The following is an 18,384-nucleotide window of genomic DNA, read 5'->3' as shown; positions in this document are numbered from 1 at the left end:
GGCGCCTAGCCCCCGGCCTTGGTTTCAAGGCGACGCACCAACGAGGCCGGCACGCGCGCTTCCTGCAATTGGCCCAGAAGCTGTGATTTCTCGTCCTGCGGCATTGTCTCGCTGGCCTCGATCTGGGCCACCAGTGCGGCCCGCTTCGATGGGCTTAGCTCAACCATGTCTGGATCCGCCCCGGCTTCTACGCGCAACGGTCTTACGCGCACGCCGGACCCCAGCAGAGGCGTGCGTCCAATGACAACTTCGCGCCCCTCAAGCCCGTCACCCCGCAGCAAAACTTCATCCCCTTGCCTGCGGACCAACTGCACCGGCAGGCTTTCCAACCGGTCATCCGCGCCCAAGATCAGAACCGTGCCCGACGCATCCAGTGCAGACGATGGCAGGCGATAGACGTTTTCAACCGGCTGCTCTTGCACCGAAACAGTAACAAAATCGCCCGGCTTGAAGCCCGAAGCCGCTTGCAGGCGGGCATAGATCAACCGCCCGGTTTGCCCTTCTCCGGCAGAGCCGCTGTCGCGACTGATTTGACCGGCTGCGCTCAGATCAGCGCCGGTGACTTCCAACGACACTGTCACGGGTGCGTTGATCAGAAGATCATTTTCACCCAACAGTCGAACATATTGCGCCGTCGATACCCTGAAAGCCACCTCAAGCGCGTTGGGGTCGACCAGTTCGGCCAGCTTTTCATTGGCAGATACCAAACGCCCTTCCACCAAGGTAACATCGGTCAAAGTGCCGCTAAACCCAGCCCGAATTGTCATATCTTCAAGATCGCGTTCCGCCGCTTCCAATGTGATGACCGCACGAGCCTGCAAAGTCGTAGCCTGATCAACACGCGATTCCGCTTGCGCCAGCGCGATGCGGCGGGCCAGAACTGCCTGCTGCGCTGAAGTCGCTGCCAGCTCAGCTTCTTCCACGCTGGCAGCGGCACCAACCCCGCGGGATTGCAAGTCACGTTGGCGTTGCAACGCCCGTTCACGCAGGTCCGCCTGCGCCTCGGCTGATTTCAACTCGTCTTGCGCCAGTAGCAACGAGCGTTCGGCATCGCGTTCTTCAAACTGAGCATCCAAAAGATCGGATTTAGCCCGATCCAACGCGGATTGCGCATCCGCCGGGTCCAGTTCAACCAGCACCTCACCCACCGAGACGGTACCGCCATCCTCAAAGTCTTCGGCCAGCGCAACCACGCGCCCGCCCAGCGCCGCACGCAATTCCAATCTGCGACGACTTTGGACTTCTCCAAACGCTTCAAGATAGGGGGTGACGGTTTCCGCTTCAGCTTGAATAACCGACACTGCAAAAACCCTTTCGCGCGCGGGTGGCGCTGCGTCGTCACGCGTCAGAGCGTCCTGCACCGCGCCCACGATGATTTGTGTCGCAACAAACAGCAAAGCCAGCGTTAGAAACGCCAGAAAAATACCGACCAGACTTTGCCGCAAAAATCGCATCAATCAGTTACCCCGGTTGCATCAAGCTGCCGTTCCTAACATGTAGCTGGATCACGAATTATGCCAAGCCACAAAGCGGTTACACGGATTTGAACGTACGACCAGTCTACTTCCGTCGCAGGTGTTCGTCCAATCTGGGCATTATTTCCACAAAATTGCAGGGGCGATGGCGATAATCGAACTGTTTTTCGAGTATCCCGTCCCACGCATCCTTGCAGGCGCCCGGGCTGCCGGGCAGTGCGAACAGGTATGTACCACCGGCAACACCCCCCGTCGCACGTGACTGCACCGCCGAGGTGCCGATTTTCTCCTTCGAGATAAGTGTAAACACGGTGCCGAAAGCGTCGATCTCTTTTTCATAGACGTCCCGATGGGCCTCGACGGTCACATCGCGCCCAGTCAGACCTGTGCCCCCGGTCGAGATCACGACATCAATCTGATCGTCCGCCACCCAGGCGCGCAGTTGATCGGCAATCTGATCGCGTTCGTCGCGAACAATCTTGCGATCAGCGACCACATGCCCCGCCTTTTCAATCCGGTCCACCAGAGTTTGGCCCGAGCGATCTTCGTCCAGTGATCTGGTATCCGAGACTGTCAACACGGCAATTTTAACCGCGATGAACTTTTTGCTTTCGTCAATGCGTGACATCTTGCGTCAGGCCCTTTCCATGATGACAAGCCGAACCGCGAGGGCGGTAAAAATCCCACCCGTGATCCAGCCGATAATACCTGAGGCGCGCGGGTTGCCGATCAGAACTCTGCCAGCGCTTCCGGCGAAGACACCCGCCAAACCATTCACCAAAAACCCGCCAAACGCGATGATCAACCCAAAGATCAGGAACTGCAGCAGGACCGAGCCTGCAGTCGGGTCGACGAATTGAGGGATAAAGGCCAGGACAAACAGAATGACCTTGGGGTTGGTCAAGTTGACCAACATTCCGTCTCGAAACGCCATGCGGGTGGATCGCACAGGCGTGTCACCCACATATGCGCCGTTTCTAACAGCCCCCCACGCCAAATAAAGCAGATATGCCGCGCCGATCCAGCGGATCACTTCAAACAGCCAGGGCAGCGCCGATACCGCAGCCCCAAGTCCCAGACCAGCAAACAGGACATGAATCATGGTTCCTACAGACACCCCGGCACTTGCCGAGACTGAAGGCCATGCGCCCGACCGAAGACCCTGGCCGAAGCAGAACATCATATCGGCACCGGGCGTCAGGTTCAGTGCCAAGGCGGCTGGAATGAAAACCAGTAAAGTCTGAAGTTCGATCACGCAGACACCTCAAACCAATTCGGTTTCGGCCCAAGATTGGCCAATTGCGTTCGGCCTAGCGTTCCGCGATAGCCCCAACTTTCGTGTACGTGTCCAAAGACAGCATGACCTGGCTGAAGCCTCTCTATTGCGTCGCGCACAGCGGTCGACCCTACCGACAGACCTTGCGAGGTCTGATCCCCGTAGCCTTTGGGCGGAGAATGCACGATCAGGACGTCAGCCGCGTCGCATCGGTCGAGCATCTCGGTCGCCGCGCCTTCGGTCAAGTCACAGGACCAGTCGCCAAACGGCGTGGGCGGCACGCCGTAACCCAATCCAAACAGGCGAAGCCCGTCGAGTGTCATACCGGACCCGTGCAGGACATGGACACCTTCTGGGGCAGCGTCACTCAGTTCTTCTGAGCTTTCGGCATTTCCGGGGATCAGGACCAAGGGCGCTGCGATCCCCGAAAGCATCTGCATCGCCGAATTCAGACCCTGCCTCATGTTGCAATAGTCGCCTGCGCCAATGACCAGATCAGCCTCCGCACTGGCGGCCACCAAATCTGCGGCGCGGTTGCGCGCCATGTGAAGATCGGAAAAAGCCAGAACCTTCATGCGCCACCTCCAAGCCGCGCCTTGAGGTCCAGCAGATCAGCCCAAGCCTGCCGTTTCATCTGCGGCTGACGCAACAGGAAGGCCGGGTGGAACATTGGGATCACAGGCAGATCCATCGCCTGATCCCAATTGCCGCGCAAACGGGTGATACCTCGTTTTCCCAGCACCGCCTGACAGCTAATATTGCCCATCACCACCAGAACTTCGGGCTTGGCCAACGCCACATGGCGCTCAAGGAAAGGCTTCATCATCCCGATTTCCTCGGGCTTGGGATCGCGGTTCTGCGGAGGCCGCCATGGCAGTACGTTGGTGATGTAGACGTTCTCGCGACGGTCCAGATCGATCGCTGCCAGCATCCGATCCAGCAATTGACCGGCGCGACCGACAAAGGGCTTGCCTTCACGATCTTCATCGCGGCCAGGGGCTTCGCCGATGATCATCACCTTTGCGCCGGGGGTACCGTCGGCAAAAACCAATTGTCGTGCCCCGCGTTTAAGTTCGCAGTGATCAAAAGCCTCCATCACTATCCGCAACTGATCCAGAGACCCTGCCCCTTGCGCGGCAGCCTGCGCAACAGCAACCGGATCAACCTGTTTAGGTTTTGCCGGGGCCACAGAAGCTGCTTCTGCTTTCTTGGGTTTGGGCGTGGTGTCGGGCAAGGCATACCGATCCACGGGCGCATCCCCGATTGCCTCGGTCGCGCCCATTTCGATCTGCCATTCCAGCAGCGCCCGTGCAGAGTAATAGTCCAAGCCCGATTCCATACGGATAATTTACCTGCCTAAACGCTGAGGGAAAGCGAATAGGGCTTGATCGGTCGCTCTGTCGCGCCGACCATCAGCGCGCGATGCTCAGAATTCTGCGATTCCTCCTGCTCGGGTTTGTGGTGGCCCTTACCGGCGATCCGGCTTTGGCGACGTTTCACGACACACATGGGCAGTGCCGTGCCGGTCAGTTCAAATGCGGCAGCACCTGCTGTTCGGGCGGGCAAAGATGCAGCTTTGATGGTCACTGCATTCCACTGGGCGGAACCTATTGCGGTGGTGGGCGCAGCTGTGGCCCGTTCGAGCGCTGCGTGGCGGGCGGAACCAGATGCGCGCCCGCTGGTGCAGACAAATGCACATCTCGTCTGGATTGCCCCGGCAACAGCTTTTGCAACGGGCGCGGCGAATGCGAGCGGATCAAACCCGACCTGGACACAACACCGCCTAAAACTTGCGACGATGGCCGCACCTGCGCGCGTGGCTCGTCCTGCCTGCCCGGCGGGGGCTGTTCCCGCCCGGGGTGGTTCTTGTGCGAAGAAACCGGGTCGCAATGCCGCCCCGGCTTCAAATGTTCGGCCCATCAGGGCTGCGTGCCGATCAAGGCCATCGACTGCGGTTATGGCAAATGGTGCAAGCCGGGTGAACAATGCCTGCCCGAGGGCGGCTGCGAAAAACTGCCAGAGGGCACGGAACCTTAGGTTGCCTTGGGCCGCACAGCTTCCTATAAGCGGCCCGATTGTCAGACAGGAGCCCGCCCATGCGTTTCGCCCATCGTCACCTTCTTGGCATCGAGCATCTGTCCCAATCCGATATCACCGAAATTCTGGATCTGGCCGAGACCTATGTCGACATGAACCGCCAGTCGACCAAGCATTCGGACGTTCTGTCGGGGCTGACCCAGATCAACATGTTCTTTGAAAACTCGACCCGCACGCAAGCCAGTTTCGAACTGGCAGGCAAGCGCCTGGGTGCGGATGTGATGAACATGGCAATGCAGGCCAGCTCGATCAAAAAGGGTGAAACCCTGATCGACACGGCGATGACATTGAACGCAATGCATCCTGATTTGCTGGTGGTACGGCATCCGCATTCCGGCGCGGTCGATCTGCTGGCGCAAAAGGTCAATTGCGCTGTTCTGAACGCGGGCGACGGCAAGCATGAGCATCCCACACAGGCCCTGTTGGACGCCTTGACCATCCGACGCGCCAAGGGACGCCTGCACCGGCTGAATATTGCGATTTGCGGCGACGTGGCCCATTCCCGCGTCGCGCGATCAAACCTGATCCTGCTGGGCAAAATGGAAAACCGTATTCGCCTGATTGGCCCGCCGACACTGGTGCCCAACCAGTTTGCCGAGTTCGGGGCCGAGATCTATGGCGACATGAACGAGGGTCTAAAGGACGTCGATGTCGTCATGATGCTGCGTCTTCAGAAAGAGCGGATGGATGGCGGGTTCATCCCCTCGGAACGCGAATATTATCACCGCTATGGTCTGGATGCCGCAAAGCTGGCGCAAGCCAAGCCTGATGCCATTGTCATGCACCCCGGCCCGATGAACCGAGGCGTTGAGATCGACGGCACGCTGGCCGATGACATCAACCGGTCCGTCATTCAGGAACAGGTGGAAATGGGCGTCGCCGTTCGTATGGCCGCGATGGATCTGCTGGCACGCAACCTGCGCGAGGCCGCATGAGCGATCTGACCGTCGCCCCCCACGAACGCGGCGTCTTGCGCCTGTTCAGGCTGGACATGCGCCCGGAAGAGGCAAAGTTCCTGCGCGAACCGGGTGCCGCCGATCAGGTGCTTGGGGTGGACGGGCTGGACCCCGCGCAGATCGATATATTCCCGGTCTCCGATCTGGAAGACCTAGGGCTGTATGGCTATCTGACCGAAGGCTGCGGCGTGTCCGCAGATCAGTTGGATAAGGACGCTCTGTCCGCGATAGACGGCTGGGTTATAGTCTTGCGCAGCGCTGCGTTCCAAGGACGCCCGGCGATGTTGAAGCCAGACCCTCGTCTGCGGCTGATCGGCCTGTTCACAGAAGAGACCTCAAACTGGACCGGAGGGGTCATCGAAACCGAAAGCGCCAAGCCTTTTTCGGCACCGCAAGCCGCTCCAACGGATGACCAGCCCCGCCGTATCGGGTCAGCTATCCTGGCATTGGCCGCGCTTGTGGCCATCGGAGGCATCTTATGGCTGATTCTGTGATCTTCGCCCCGGATAAAGGGGCCTATTTCCGTACCAACGCATGGCTGGCCGCTTTTGGCATGGCCGGTGCCATGCTCGTTCTGTGGCTGATCGGAAATCCTTATATCTGGACCGGAGCACCCGCAGGTCTGGCCGCCATTGGCATCCGCGCCTGGTATCTGGCCTCGGAAGAGCTGGTCGCCAATTGGGAAATGTCGGACACGACCCTGACCGGACCTGGTCCACGCAAGGTGCCTCTGAATCAGATCCAAGCGGTCAACACCATGGGCAGCTTTGTTCAAGTCGTCACCAAAAGCGGCGATAAGCACCTGATCAAATATCAGGCCGACCCTGCCGCCACCAAAGCCACCATCGAAAGGGCCATACCATGAGCACCGTTCTCTTCACCAACGCTCGCCTGATCGACCCTGAGGCCGGTACGACCTCGACGGGCTGGCTTCAAGTGGCCGATGGCCGGATTGTTGCCCGAGGGGAAGGAAACGCGCCGGGTTCAGACGGGCAGATCATCGATTGCAACGGCAAGTGTCTGGCGCCGGGCATCATAGATATCGGTGTGAAAGTCTGCGAACCCGGTGAACGCCATAAGGAAAGCTATAAATCCGCTGGCCTGGCCGCTGCGGCCGGAGGGGTGACCACCATTGTCACCCGGCCAGACACCAGCCCTGCGATAGATACGCCGGAAACGCTGGAATTCATCACCCGCCGGGCGCAAGCCGATACTCCGGTCAATATGCTGCCGATGGCCGCCCTGACCAAGGGGCGCGAGGGGCGCGAGATGACCGAGATCGGGTTTTTGCAGGATGCGGGTGCCGTGGCCTTTACCGATTGCGATCACGTCATCACCAATACCAAGGTGTTTTCTCGCGCGCTGACTTATGCGAAGTCCTGCGGCGCGCTGGTGATTGCCCACCCGCAGGAACCGGGGCTCAGCGCAGGGGCGGCTGCGACCAGCGGCAAGTTCGCGGCCCTCCGCGGCTTGCCCGCCGTGTCGCCAATGGCCGAACGTATGGGTCTGGACCGTGACATCGCCCTGCTGGAAATGACCGGGGCCGCTTACCATGCTGATCAGATCACAACTGCCCGCGCCCTGCCCGCGCTGGAGCGCGCCAAGTGCAATGGACTGGACATCACTGCCGGCACGTCGATCCACCATCTGACCCTGAACGAGTTGGACGTGGCAGACTATCGCACCTTCTTCAAGGTCAAGCCGCCGCTGCGCTCCGAGGACGACAGGCAAGCGGCAATCGAGGCAGTTCGAACAGGGCTGATTGACATCATCAGTTCGATGCACACCCCACAGGACGAAGAAAGCAAGCGCCTGCCATTTGAAGAAGCGGCCTCGGGTGCAGTGGCATTGGAAACGCTGCTGCCCGCAGCACTTCGCTTGTATCACGCAGATCAACTGGACTTGCCGACACTGTTTAAGGCCTTGGCGCTCAACCCTGCAAAGCGGTTGGGACTGGACAGTGGTCGCCTGTCCAATGGCACCCCGGCAGATTTGGTTCTGTTCGACCCGGATGTGCCTTTTGTGCTTGATCGGTTCGCCCTAAAATCCAAATCGCAAAACACGCCATTTGACGGCCAGCGGATGCAAGGTAAGGTCCTTGCGACTTATGTAGCTGGCCAAGCAGTGTTTCGGAGACCCTGATGCCCATTATCGTAAATACGGCAGAAGACTTGTTCTTTTGGGCAGTGATTGGATACCTGTTTGGGTCCATTCCGTTTGGGCTGATCCTGGCCAAAGTCATGGGGCTGGGCAACCTGCGCGAAATTGGGTCGGGCAATATTGGGGCCACAAATGTTCTGCGCACCGGCAACAAGGCCGCTGCGGCCCTGACGCTGCTATTTGATGCTGCCAAGGGGGCGGCTGCCGTTCTGATCGCACGCGCCTATGCCGGAGAAGACGCGGCCCAGATCGCGGCGCTGATGGCGTTTTTGGGGCATTGCTTCCCGATGTGGCTGGGCTTCAAGGGCGGCAAAGGTGTGGCTACCTTTCTGGGGCTTTGGCTGGCGCTGGATTGGCGCGTTGGCGTGGCCTGCTGCCTGAGCTGGCTGGTTGCGGCGGCAATCTGGCGGATTTCTTCCGTCGGCGCACTTGCGGCAGCGGCGCTGTCGACCACCTGGGTGTTGGTGCTAACAAACGGTTCGACCTTTATACTGGGGATCATCCTGACGCTTATGATCTACTGGCGGCACAGTTCGAACGTGGCGCGGATCAAGGCCGGAACGGAACCGAAAATCGGGAAACCGTGACCGTCACCGACGCATTTTTGTCTGCGTTTCATGCTCTGCCAGAGGGCAGTTTCACCGGCACGTCGCACGGTCGAAGCTATGGTGTCGTGCGTCAACGCATGGCAGGCGGCAGATCACACAAGCTGGTGGCCCATGAACGTGGCGGTTCCGATTACATCAGCCTGAACCTGTACCAGACCCGCAACAGCGGCGCTTTGTTGCGGCCCTGCGAAATGCCCGCCAGCAAAGTCATCGCTTTTGTTCTGGATCTTGTGCCCGACGCAAACAGCTAACCCTGCAATTTTGAACAGAACATCTTTGCTGCTGCACATTCACAATTCATTGTTTTGAACGTGATCGCCCCGCTTCCCAGATCGCTGTCGTGACGGTCAATTACGGTCCGCACAGGACAACAACCGGGGCCCTCGCTCTCGCTTTGACGAGGCTCCATTCACGAAAGGTGAAGCAATGAACACTTTTAAATCTCTGATCGGCGGCGTCGCACTGTCCGTCGCGCTGGCAACTTCGACGCTGGCCGCAGGTGTGGAAATCAACGCAAGCTCGACTGGTCTGGCGATGCAGGGCTATGACCCGGTTGCCTACTTTACCGCCGGTGAAGCAACCAAAGGCGACTACCGCATCACCACCTTGCACAACGACGCGATGTACCGCTTCTCGTCGGAAGAAAACAAAGCTGCCTTTGAAGCCAACCCCGAAGCCTACCTGCCCGCATACGGCGGCTACTGTGCCTTCGGCGCAGCCATGGGCTTCAAGTTCGACGGCGACCCGAACCACTGGAAAATCGTCGACAACAAACTGTACCTGAACCTGTCGCAAGACATCCAGGAACGCTGGGAAGGCGACATCCCGGGTTTCATTGAAAGCGCAAGCGCGAACTGGGAAAACATCTCAGACAAGACCCCCGCGGAACTGCAAGAGCAATAATCCGCTGAAAATGTCAGGCGTGTCGGCGGCGGAGCGTTCCGCCGCCGCATGTCGTTTGAATATCCCTCTTCTCTTCCTATCTTTTTAGCACCAAACGCGCTCGGTCTTTTAAGAGCGTCAACGTTTCACCCAAGTTGAGACGTTGGGATACAAATTTGTATTCCACTTTCCGAATGTATATATATGAATGATCCGGCTTCCCGTCCGGATCGTATCCACCCTCATAAGTGGGCAATGCCTCACTGGAGCAGAGTGACAAGCGAAAGGAAATGAGATGACATTGAAGAAACTGGCTCTCATCACTACCGCAGCGACCGTTGTTGCAGGATCAGCCATGGCGCAATCCTCGGGCAACTGGACAGGGTTCTACGGCGGTCTGCAACTGGGCTATGTCGATGTGGACACCAGCGTGTCCGGGGTCGACGGAGATGGCGTGATCGGCGGTATTATCCTAGGTTACGACTATGATTTGGGCGACTGGGTCGTCGGTGGCGGGTTTGACTATGACTGGACGGACGTGGATTTGTCCAACGTTCCAGTCACAGTGGAAGATGTATGGCGTTTGAAAGCGCGGGCGGGCTATAAAGTGAACCCGCAGGGCCTGCTCTACGGAATTGCGGGCTACGCCGAAGCGGGAACAGACAACCTCGGAAGCGATGATGGTTGGTTTATTGGTGCTGGCTACGAACAGATCGTGGCGCCCAATGTGAGCATCGGTGGAGAACTGCTTTACCACGAGTTCAGCAACTTCAACGGAAGCGGCGTCGATGTTGATGCAACGACTCTGCAAATCCGGGCTTCCTATCGGTTCTGACGCATATCAAATAAGCAAGTTGGACCCGGCTTTTTTAAGCCGGGTCGCTCTTTAGATGTCCAATATCGTGCTGCCGGTTGTCTGTCGCGCTTCAAGCGCACGATGCGCGTCTGCCACCTGATCCAACCCAAAGCGTTGATCCACGTGGATTTTGACCTCTCCGCCTTCGACCTTTCCGAATAGCCTGCGGGCCATTGCCTGACACACCGTATGATCCGCGATATGCGTGAACAAGGTGGGGCGCGTGATCTTCAGTGATCCTTTCTGGCCCAGAACACCGATATTAAAGGGGGGCACAGGGCCTGAAGCATTGCCGAACGAAATCATCATGCCAAGCGGTTTCAAACAATCCAGCGAGCCTTCGAATGTGTCCGCCCCGACCGAGTCCATGACCACATCCACACCCTGGCCCTTGGTAATCTCGGCTACCCGCTCAGCAAAATTCTCGGTTCGGTAGTTGATGCAATGCGCAGCCCCGTTGAACCGGGCCAGACTGCATTTTTCATCCGTTCCTGCCGTCCCGATCAGTGTGATCCCTTCGGATTTCGCCCATTGGCAGGCGATCAACCCTACCCCACCGGCTGCTGCGTGAAACAGCACCGTATCCCCCCGTTTCAGCGGAGTGGTTCGGTGAAAAAGATATTCTACCGTCAATCCCTTCAACATCATCGCCGCGGCGGCGTCAAAGGAAATGCCATCCGGCAGTGGACAAACCTGTGCTGCCGGCATCACTCGGGCCTCGCAATACGCACCGGACGGGGCTGAAGCATACGCAGCCCGTTGTCCGGGCTGCAGGTGCGTTACACCTTCGCCAATAGCTTCAACGACACCTGCCGCCTCCATGCCCAGTGCATGAGGAAGCTCAAGGGGGTACAGGCCAGTACGTTGATAAACATCGATAAAGTTCAAACCACAGGCTTCGTGGCGAATGCGGATTTCCCCCGGTCCAGGCTCACCTACTGCCCTGTCTTCGATCCGCAAAACTTCGGGGCCGCCAAACTCGTGAATCATGACCGTCTTTGCTGTTTGCTGCATACTGACCTCCTCTTGCCGGATTTCAAGCTAACATGACTTCGAAGCAGGGCAATCCGTCCGATGCCAGACTATTGATCGGGAATTGGAAAATCTGTGCTATACTAGGGTCAGGCGTTGCCGGCTGGTCCGGCCACGGGCAACGTGATGCCGGATCCGCCCCGCGGCGCAGTTTTCGCCAGGGAAGGGGAGGAAAATGGCCAAAACAATCGGAAACCCGATCAGCTGGACCGCCCGAAATCTCGGGGCGGCAGGTGATCATGTCTCGGAAAGCGTCTCGCGCCTGGGCAGCGCGGACACCAAAGAGCTGCCAATGGTGCAAACCTTGACGCTGCAAGACCTGCGCGCCTGTCTGCGCGCGGGCTATGACGACTTTCTCGAAACACGGGCGGATGCCGTGTTCATCGTGTTGATCTACCCGATCGCAGGGCTCTTGATGTTCGGCTTTGCTTTGAACATGAATCTGGTGCCGCTTCTGGCTCCACTTGTCGCCGGCTTTGCCTTGATCGGGCCAGTCGCCGCCGTGGGGCTTTATGAGATTAGCCGCAAGCGTGAACAGGGCAGCGCAGTGCATTGGTTGGATGCGTTCGGTGTCTTCAGATCACCGTCCTTCGGTGCAATTCTGGTACTTGGCTTCTACCTCGTCATGCTGCTTTTGGTCTGGCTGATGGTCGCACAAGCCATTCATACTAATACAATGGGCCCTGAAGTACCCGCATCCCTTAGTGCATTTGCCACACAGGTTCTCACCACTTCTGCGGGATGGACGATGATTGTCGCGGGAACCGCTGTTGGTTTTGTGTTCGCCTTGTGCGCATTGGCAGTCAGCGTTGTCAGCTTTCCATTGCTGCTGGACCGCAAGGTGGGGCTGCCAGTGGCGGTTGTGACATCGTTTCGTGTCTTGCGTGAGAACCCCGGCGTCATCCTGACATGGGGCTTCACCGTGGCGGCGCTGCTGTTTCTGGGCGCCTTGCCGATGCTATTGGGTCTGATCGTGGTAGTACCCGTTCTGGGCCACGCCACATGGCATCTATACCGCCGCGCGGTTGCGTGAAGGCGCGGGACAAGCCCGCGCATTTGACACTTAGTCCGCAACCTTGAGGACGATCTTGCCGATGTGGCCAGAGCTTTCCATGCGCGCATGGGCTGCCGCCGCCTCGGCCAGTTCAAATTCACTGTCCATAACTGGGGCAACTTTGCCAGCGTCGAGCAGAGGCCAAACGGCTTCGCGCAGATCCTGCGCAATTTGTGCCTTGGCCAAATCGCTCTGCGGGCGCAGGGTACTGCCAGTCAGGGTCAAACGTTTGACCATCATCATCGCAAAGTTCAGCTCGACCTTCGGACCTTGCAGGAAAGCGATCTGTACCAGACGTCCATCCTCGGCCAATGCTTTGACGTTGCGTGGGATGTAATCCCCACCCACCATATCAAGGATCAGGTTCGCCCCGCCCTCGGCCCGCATGGTGGCCACAAAATCTTCATCGCGATAGTTGATTGCCTTTTCCGCACCCAGCTTGACGCAAGCCTCACATTTCTCATCGGACCCAGCGGTCGCAAAGACACGTGCACCAAAAGCATTGGCCAGTTGGATTGCCGTTGTCCCGATCCCGCTGGAGCCGCCATGGACCAGAAACCGCTCACCCGCTTTCAGACCACCACGTGTGAACACGTTGGACCAGACGGTGAAAAAGGTTTCCGGCAGGCAAGCAGCCTCTTTCATTCCCATCCCTGCAGGGATCGGTAGGCAATGCGCGGCGGGCGTTGCCACGTATTCGGCATAACCCCCACCCGGCAACAACGCGCAAACCTTGTCGCCGACCGACAACCCCTCGACCCCCGCACCGACCGAGACCACTTCGCCCGACGCCTCAAGCCCTGGCAGGTCGCTGGCACCCGGAGGCGGATCATAGGCCCCTGCGCGCTGCAACGCATCAGGACGGTTCACACCGGCATAAGCTACTTTCAGCACAACTTGTCCGTTACCCGGCTCGGGAACAGGACGTTCAGTCAGTTGTAAAACATCAGGACCACCCGGTTTGGTGATCTCAACAGCGCGCATCATCTGGGTCATAGGCACCTCCTTTGCGCAATGCCTAGCAGGCATACGGGCCGGGGCCTAGCGCCAAGATGCGCTACTTTCGAGGGTTCAGCATCCCCGGAAGGTCAGCCCGCATTTTCATGGGTGCCTTCACTTGACCGGCCAACCAGTTTGGAACGGCCAAGAACGGTTTCAACACCGGATTGTCGCGTACCTGCGCCTTGAGCTTTTCAAACTCCATGACATTTGCGATCCGGCGGTCCAGGAATTCCCAGGTGCGCTGGTGATCGGGGCTGTCATCGCCCAGCCAAAACAGCAACGTCGACGAGTAAACCCCCGAAAGAGTGGCCCGTTTGGTATACCAGTTCACATCGTCCGAGGTATCGCCCAGCGCATCCCAGATCAGGTCGCAGGTTTGCCAAACCGCCTTGGCCCCATCCGCCGCATGGGTCGGCAGGGAAAACAGGGTCATGCCACGGCGCACTAACTCTTTGTCTTCGACAGCCTGCAACCGGAACCGAACCGCCGCAGCAATCTTGTCGCGGAATTTCAAGTCGCTCAGATCTTCGGATTTGATGCGATTCAGCATCGCCTGATCGCCGCGTGCATGATAGGCCAGCGCCAGATCAACCGCCCCGCGTGGACAAATCGCACGGGCCAGACCATCATCCAGGTCACAATCGGAAATAGTGGCGCGAAAACTGGTTTCCGACCAGCCGTCGAAGGGAACATGGATCAGCATCGCATCCAAAAGCTGCTGTTTTGCATCTTCATAAGTGGTCGTCATGGCAGTTCTCCGGTTGTCGGGACCAGTACTAGACAAGTTAGGGCGGCTTTGCTATACGGCCACTTCCTGCAATTTCCTTGCAACTCTATCTAGAAAGGTGGTGACAACCACATGCAGGTTAGTGTTCGCGACAATAACGTCGATCAGGCGCTTCGTGCCCTGAAGAAAAAGCTGCAGCGCGAAGGCGTGTTCCGTGAAATGAAGCTGAAGCAACATTTCGAGAAACCGTCCGAGAAAAAAGCGCGTGAGAAAGCTGAAGCGATTCGTCGTGCCCGTAAACTGGCACGCAAGAAAGCCCAGCGCGAAGGTCTGCTCTAAGACTTTCCTCATCCAGTTTTGGATGACACTATTTGACGACCCCCGAGGCCCCGCCCGGGGGTTTGTCGTTTCAGGGGCGGGTTTTTTCGCCGACTCGTGGTACTAGGTGTGCGACAAGCCGCCATTTCCCCACCAGCAACATTTTGCCCGGCATTTTGCAGCGCAGCGAATCCCGCTCTGGTAGCATTGCCCCGCCAGAATTCGCCTAATATTTCTGCGCCTCTATCTGACCTCAGCAAGCCGCTTGTAACTGGCGACGTCCAACCGGACGACACTTACAAACGGAGGCTACCATGTCGACTGCAAGTCAAATCGAGCAAGAAATGCTGGCGCTGATCAACGCCGAACGCACATCACGCGGGCTTACCCCGCTGCAACTTGAAACACAGCTGAACGACTCATCCGAAGATCACAGCAGCTGGATGCTGGACACAGACACGTTCAGCCATACAGGTCAGGGCGGTTCCAGCGCGACACAGCGTGTGCAGGATGCAGGTTTTGATCTGTCCGGCAGCTGGCGCACTGGCGAGAATATCGCCTGGCAATCAGAACGCGGCGAGCCCGGCATCAGTGATGACGTCGCGCAGTTGCACGAGAACCTGATGAACAGCCCGGGACATCGAGCAAACATCCTGAACCCTGATTTCGAATATATTGGCATCGGCATTGAAACAGGTGACATGCAAGGTTTCGACGCGGTGATGGTCACTCAGAATTTCGCCGCCACTGACAGCGCTGTGATGTTGGACAATGGCAACGCTCCGATTCCACCCGTGGACGATGTGGCGGACCCCCAAGACCCGGACGCCGAGACGCCTGACACCGATTTGACCGAACCCGAAGATCCGGTCACCAAAACGCCCGATACTGACGTGACTGAGCCCGAAGAACAGGACACTGAATCACCCGGCGTTGACGTGACTGAGCCCGAAGAACCGGGCACTGAATCACCCGGCGCTGACGTCGCAGAGCCAACCTCCGAGACACCTGTCGGAGAAGAACCCGACGGATGTTTCGACGTGGCAGCCTTCTTGGTCGAACTGGAAGTTTTCCTGGATAAAGTTCTGGCGCAGATTGATCAGTTCCACTTGGAAACGGACGACATGACGCCGCCGGACATGGCCGAGAATAACATCCAGGTTTCAGACACCGACGAGGTGGACATCGTTGAAGTCGATGACACGGCCCCGATCGATGCGCCTGATGACTCCTGTTTCGGGTTGGACGGCAACGATGACGCCGATATCTATGTGCTCAATTTTTATGGCACAGGCTGCATGATGGAAGCAGCCTGATAGTTCCTGAAATGCGGGGCGGCTGGCTCGCCCCGCATGGCGCTCTCAGTAAATCTTTGGCACGTACAATTCATCCGGCAAAACGCGACGCTCGTATTCCGGGTTATATCGGCGGTCAGGCAGATTGACTTTTTCCTGCGGCACATCCGTGTATGGAACTTTGGTCAAAAGATGCTCGATACAGTTCAGCCGCTCGCGCTTTTTGTCATTGCCTTCGACAATGTACCAAGGGGCTTCAGGAATGTTGGTCCGGAAGAGCATATCCTCTTTCGCCTTGGTATAAGATTCCCAACGGATGCGGGATTCCAGATCCATCGGCGACAGCTTCCACTGTTTCATCGGGTCGTGAATGCGCATGAGGAATCGCAATTGCTGTTCTTCATCCGTTATCGAGAACCAATATTTCAGCAGGATAATCCCTGAGCGAACCAGCATTCGTTCGAATTCGGGAACGTCCTGAAAGAACTGCTCAACTTGATCCTCGGACGCGAAACCCATCACCCGTTCGACGCCTGCGCGGTTGTACCATGACCGGTCGAACAACACGATCTCACCCGCAGCAGGCAAATGCGGCACGTAACGCTGGAAATACCACTGGCTCTGCTCGCGACGGCTGGGCGCGGGCAGAGCGACCACACGCGCGACACGTGGGTTCAGACGCTGGGTGATCCGTTTGATAACGCCCCCCTTGCCCGCGCTGTCACGACCTTCGAACAATATACAAACCTTGGCACCGGTGTGCTGAACCCAATCCTGCACTTTGATCAGTTCGGCCTGCAGACGCAGCAGGTTACGGAAATAGACCTTGCGGTCCAGCATGTCGGGGTGTTGTTCCCGATAAATCTTCCGCACTTCCATCGACAACATCGGCTCGCTGAACTCGATCTCAAAATCTTCGTCCAGCGTGTCTTCCAGTTCGGCTTCAAGCCAGTCTTTGGTGCCACCGTTGTTTTCGTAAGCCAAGGTCAGCTCCTTTTTTGTTATCGGGTTCGAACCATATCGGGCCTGTGTAAACGCCTGATGTCATCAGAAAAATTGATACAGAGGCACCAACGCCCAAATCTGCCGAAGCCTCTGAAATTTCAGACGGGCGCGGGTATATGGTCTTTCCTCTGAATGTGAACGCCCGGACCAAAGGATACAAGCGTAAGAATTGACGCAAGGCGGTATGGCAGAGTGCGCCTTCCTTTGAACGCTTGCATTGCCACGATTTTGTGCGGCAAGACGGTCTGGATTTACAGGGTCTAAAGCACGTGACGTTCTTTCTTTCTATTTTATCGGTAATTTGGCCGTGGTTCATCCTGATCGCAGCACAAGTGATGGCGCTTGCAGGCCGCGCTGCTATTGCGCTCTCCCTGCTGGCTCTATTTGTGAGTATTGCATCGACCACTGACCTGATGTCACCTTTGGTGATTGCCGCAGTGGTCCTTGGACTGGCCGGAGCCGCCTTTCTACCGCACCTGAAAGGCCGGATCGCGGTCGCCGGACACGCGCTTTTAATCCTGTGGTGTCTGGCCATGGGGGCGCACCTTCTGCCCGGTTTTCAGAACCTGAAAGTGCTGGATCAGGTGCAGGCTGGCGCCGGCAGCGCGAGCTTCACAATGTATCTGAATCTGGACAAGCCGATGGTCTTCTTCGCCGTTCTTCTGGCTTGGCCCGCCATTCTCCACAACGCGATTCCGACCAAAACTGGCGCTTTGATGGCAGGGCTGTTGCTTTTGCCCGGACTGTTTGTTTTGGGCTTGGCCTTGGATGCGATACAACCAGAATTTTCGATCCCGCCCTGGTGGCTGATCTTTGCCCTAACCAATCTGTTTCTGACCTGCCTGACCGAGGAAGCCTTTTTTCGCGGCTACCTGCAATCCGCGATCACGTCACGTCTGGGCGCCACTGGCGGAATGCTCGCGGCCAGCGTGCTGTTCGGGTTGGCTCATTTCGGTGGAGGTCCGGCGCTGGTGATCTTTGCCTCCATCCTGGGGCTGGCTTGCGGGCTGGGGTATTATGCAACCCAGAGGCTTTGGGTGCCGGTTGCGATGCATTTCGGGTTCAATCTGTTGCATCTGATAATGTTCACCTACCCTGGACCAGCCTGAAGATCAGACTGGCAGTGCAGTGGTTTTGAACACAGTGCGCAAAGCGAAAGAGCTTTGCATCTGCGCCACCCCGGGCAACCGCGACAGGTATTGCCGGTGAATACGCGCAAAATCCTCGGTGTTTTCTGCCACCACCTTCAGGATATAGTCGGCAGTTCCCGCCATCAGGTGGCATTCCAATACATCAGGGATACGCGCTACAGCCTTTTCAAACGAATCCAGAACCTCTTCGGCCTGGCCTTGCAGGGTAATCTCGACAAAGACGGTCGTCGGTACGTTCATCTTGCGAGCATCCAGCAACGCCACATAGTTGCGAATGAACCCTTCGACCTCGAGACGCTGAACGCGCCGGTGGCATGCGGAGGGGGACAGGTTGACCTGGTCAGACAGCTCCGAGTTCGACATCCGGCCATTTTTCTGCAGAGCAGCCAGAATCTTTCTATCAGTCGTGTCTAAGCCCATTCGCGCAATTCCTTTGCAACAATTTTACTATATACAGGAAATTCTTCCAAAGAAAATTCCCATGGCAGGT

General features: G+C 57.7%; 23 protein-coding genes. 13 read left to right on the top strand and 10 right to left on the bottom strand.

What is annotated here, in order from left to right:
• Positions 1-5: 5 nt before the first annotated feature.
• From GOV85_RS13695 to GOV85_RS13675, 5 genes are all read right to left on the bottom strand, one after another.
• Positions 6-1,454, bottom strand: coding sequence for an efflux RND transporter periplasmic adaptor subunit (locus GOV85_RS13695; RefSeq protein ID WP_171179428.1), 1,449 nt, complete (start codon positions 1,452-1,454; stop codon positions 6-8).
• A gap of 106 nt (positions 1,455-1,560) precedes the next feature.
• Positions 1,561-2,103: a molybdenum cofactor biosynthesis protein B gene (gene moaB, locus GOV85_RS13690; protein ID WP_171179057.1), complete on the bottom strand. Its 543-nt coding sequence runs from the start codon at positions 2,101-2,103 to the stop codon at positions 1,561-1,563.
• Between the two features lie 6 nt (positions 2,104-2,109).
• Entirely contained in the window at positions 2,110-2,730 is a 621-nt protein-coding gene (locus GOV85_RS13685; protein WP_171179056.1) for a LysE family translocator, read from the bottom strand.
• Positions 2,727-3,326, bottom strand: a complete 600-nt coding sequence (locus GOV85_RS13680; protein ID WP_171179055.1) for a metallophosphoesterase — start codon at positions 3,324-3,326, stop codon at positions 2,727-2,729. The genes GOV85_RS13685 and GOV85_RS13680 overlap by 4 nt, the downstream gene beginning before the upstream one ends.
• Complete coding sequence (locus tag GOV85_RS13675) at positions 3,323-4,090, bottom strand: uracil-DNA glycosylase family protein (RefSeq protein ID WP_171179054.1); 768 nt, start codon at positions 4,088-4,090, stop codon at positions 3,323-3,325. Before GOV85_RS13675 ends, GOV85_RS13680 begins: the two co-directional genes overlap by 4 nt.
• Positions 4,091-4,173: 83 nt before the next feature.
• Here GOV85_RS13675 and GOV85_RS13670 point away from each other — a divergent pair, with 83 nt between their 5' ends.
• The 9 genes from GOV85_RS13670 to GOV85_RS13630 all read left to right on the top strand — a co-directional run bounded on the left by GOV85_RS13670 (position 4,174) and on the right by GOV85_RS13630 (position 10,289).
• Complete coding sequence (locus tag GOV85_RS13670) at positions 4,174-4,788, top strand: scavenger receptor class F, member 2 (protein WP_171179053.1); 615 nt, start codon at positions 4,174-4,176, stop codon at positions 4,786-4,788.
• A gap of 59 nt (positions 4,789-4,847) precedes the next feature.
• Entirely contained in the window at positions 4,848-5,783 is a 936-nt protein-coding gene (locus tag GOV85_RS13665) for an aspartate carbamoyltransferase catalytic subunit (protein WP_171179051.1), read from the top strand.
• The gene (locus tag GOV85_RS13660) at positions 5,780-6,298 is read left to right on the top strand and encodes a hypothetical protein (protein WP_171179047.1); all 519 of its coding nucleotides are present in this window, start codon (positions 5,780-5,782) and stop codon (positions 6,296-6,298) included. The genes GOV85_RS13665 and GOV85_RS13660 overlap by 4 nt, the downstream gene beginning before the upstream one ends.
• Positions 6,283-6,669, top strand: coding sequence for a hypothetical protein (locus GOV85_RS13655; RefSeq protein ID WP_171179045.1), 387 nt, complete (start codon positions 6,283-6,285; stop codon positions 6,667-6,669). Before GOV85_RS13660 ends, GOV85_RS13655 begins: the two co-directional genes overlap by 16 nt.
• Positions 6,666-7,946: a dihydroorotase gene (gene pyrC, locus GOV85_RS13650; protein WP_171179043.1), complete on the top strand. Its 1,281-nt coding sequence runs from the start codon at positions 6,666-6,668 to the stop codon at positions 7,944-7,946. The genes GOV85_RS13655 and pyrC overlap by 4 nt, the downstream gene beginning before the upstream one ends.
• Positions 7,946-8,551 carry a glycerol-3-phosphate 1-O-acyltransferase PlsY gene (plsY, locus tag GOV85_RS13645; RefSeq protein WP_171179041.1) on the top strand — a complete coding sequence of 202 codons (606 nt, stop codon included), beginning with the start codon at positions 7,946-7,948 and terminating at the stop codon, positions 8,549-8,551. Before pyrC ends, plsY begins: the two co-directional genes overlap by 1 nt.
• Positions 8,548-8,823 carry a hypothetical protein gene (locus GOV85_RS13640; protein ID WP_171179039.1) on the top strand — a complete coding sequence of 92 codons (276 nt, stop codon included), beginning with the start codon at positions 8,548-8,550 and terminating at the stop codon, positions 8,821-8,823. The genes plsY and GOV85_RS13640 overlap by 4 nt, the downstream gene beginning before the upstream one ends.
• A 175-nt stretch (positions 8,824-8,998) precedes the next feature.
• On the top strand, positions 8,999-9,475 hold the full coding sequence (locus tag GOV85_RS13635) for a YHS domain-containing (seleno)protein (protein WP_171179037.1): 477 nt from the start codon (positions 8,999-9,001) through the stop codon (positions 9,473-9,475).
• A 274-nt stretch (positions 9,476-9,749) separates the two neighbouring features.
• Positions 9,750-10,289, top strand: coding sequence for an outer membrane protein (locus tag GOV85_RS13630; RefSeq protein WP_171179036.1), 540 nt, complete (start codon positions 9,750-9,752; stop codon positions 10,287-10,289).
• Positions 10,290-10,340: 51 nt separating this feature from the next.
• Here the strand turns inward: GOV85_RS13630 and GOV85_RS13625 are convergent, their stop codons facing one another.
• Positions 10,341-11,324, bottom strand: coding sequence for a quinone oxidoreductase (locus GOV85_RS13625; RefSeq protein ID WP_171179034.1), 984 nt, complete (start codon positions 11,322-11,324; stop codon positions 10,341-10,343).
• 193 nt (positions 11,325-11,517) lie between these two features.
• Between GOV85_RS13625 and GOV85_RS13620 the strand changes: the two genes are divergently transcribed.
• Positions 11,518-12,375: a DUF2189 domain-containing protein gene (locus tag GOV85_RS13620; protein ID WP_171179032.1), complete on the top strand. Its 858-nt coding sequence runs from the start codon at positions 11,518-11,520 to the stop codon at positions 12,373-12,375.
• A gap of 30 nt (positions 12,376-12,405) precedes the next feature.
• On the opposite strand, the gene GOV85_RS13615 is transcribed toward GOV85_RS13620, so the two are convergent.
• Complete coding sequence (locus GOV85_RS13615; protein ID WP_171179030.1) at positions 12,406-13,392, bottom strand: NAD(P)H-quinone oxidoreductase; 987 nt, start codon at positions 13,390-13,392, stop codon at positions 12,406-12,408.
• Between the two features lie 61 nt (positions 13,393-13,453).
• Positions 13,454-14,146 carry a COQ9 family protein gene (locus GOV85_RS13610; protein ID WP_171179028.1) on the bottom strand — a complete coding sequence of 231 codons (693 nt, stop codon included), beginning with the start codon at positions 14,144-14,146 and terminating at the stop codon, positions 13,454-13,456.
• A gap of 111 nt (positions 14,147-14,257) precedes the next feature.
• Here GOV85_RS13610 and rpsU point away from each other — a divergent pair, with 111 nt between their 5' ends.
• Together rpsU and GOV85_RS13600 are read left to right on the top strand one after the other, a co-directional pair.
• Positions 14,258-14,464: a 30S ribosomal protein S21 gene (gene rpsU, locus GOV85_RS13605; RefSeq protein ID WP_005614280.1), complete on the top strand. Its 207-nt coding sequence runs from the start codon at positions 14,258-14,260 to the stop codon at positions 14,462-14,464.
• Between the two features lie 293 nt (positions 14,465-14,757).
• Entirely contained in the window at positions 14,758-15,759 is a 1,002-nt protein-coding gene (locus GOV85_RS13600) for a CAP domain-containing protein (protein ID WP_171179020.1), read from the top strand.
• Between the two features lie 45 nt (positions 15,760-15,804).
• On the opposite strand, the gene ppk2 is transcribed toward GOV85_RS13600, so the two are convergent.
• A complete protein-coding gene (ppk2, locus tag GOV85_RS13595) occupies positions 15,805-16,722 on the bottom strand; it encodes a polyphosphate kinase 2 (protein WP_171179019.1) in 918 nt (305 codons plus the stop codon).
• Positions 16,723-16,973: 251 nt separating this feature from the next.
• On the opposite strand from ppk2, the gene GOV85_RS21785 reads away from it, so the two are divergent.
• Positions 16,974-17,852, top strand: a complete 879-nt coding sequence (locus GOV85_RS21785; RefSeq protein WP_171179017.1) for a CPBP family intramembrane glutamic endopeptidase — start codon at positions 16,974-16,976, stop codon at positions 17,850-17,852.
• Between the two features lie 3 nt (positions 17,853-17,855).
• Here GOV85_RS21785 and GOV85_RS13585 read toward each other — a convergent pair whose 3' ends face one another.
• A complete protein-coding gene (locus GOV85_RS13585; protein WP_171179015.1) occupies positions 17,856-18,314 on the bottom strand; it encodes an Lrp/AsnC family transcriptional regulator in 459 nt (152 codons plus the stop codon).
• Positions 18,315-18,384: the final 70 nt, after the last annotated feature.

The organism is Ruegeria sp. HKCCA4633 (assembly GCF_013034605.1).
Classification (GTDB): domain Bacteria; phylum Pseudomonadota; class Alphaproteobacteria; order Rhodobacterales; family Rhodobacteraceae; genus Ruegeria.
The sequence above is the reverse complement of the archived record's forward strand: the minus strand, read 5'-3'. Positions and strand labels throughout refer to the sequence as shown.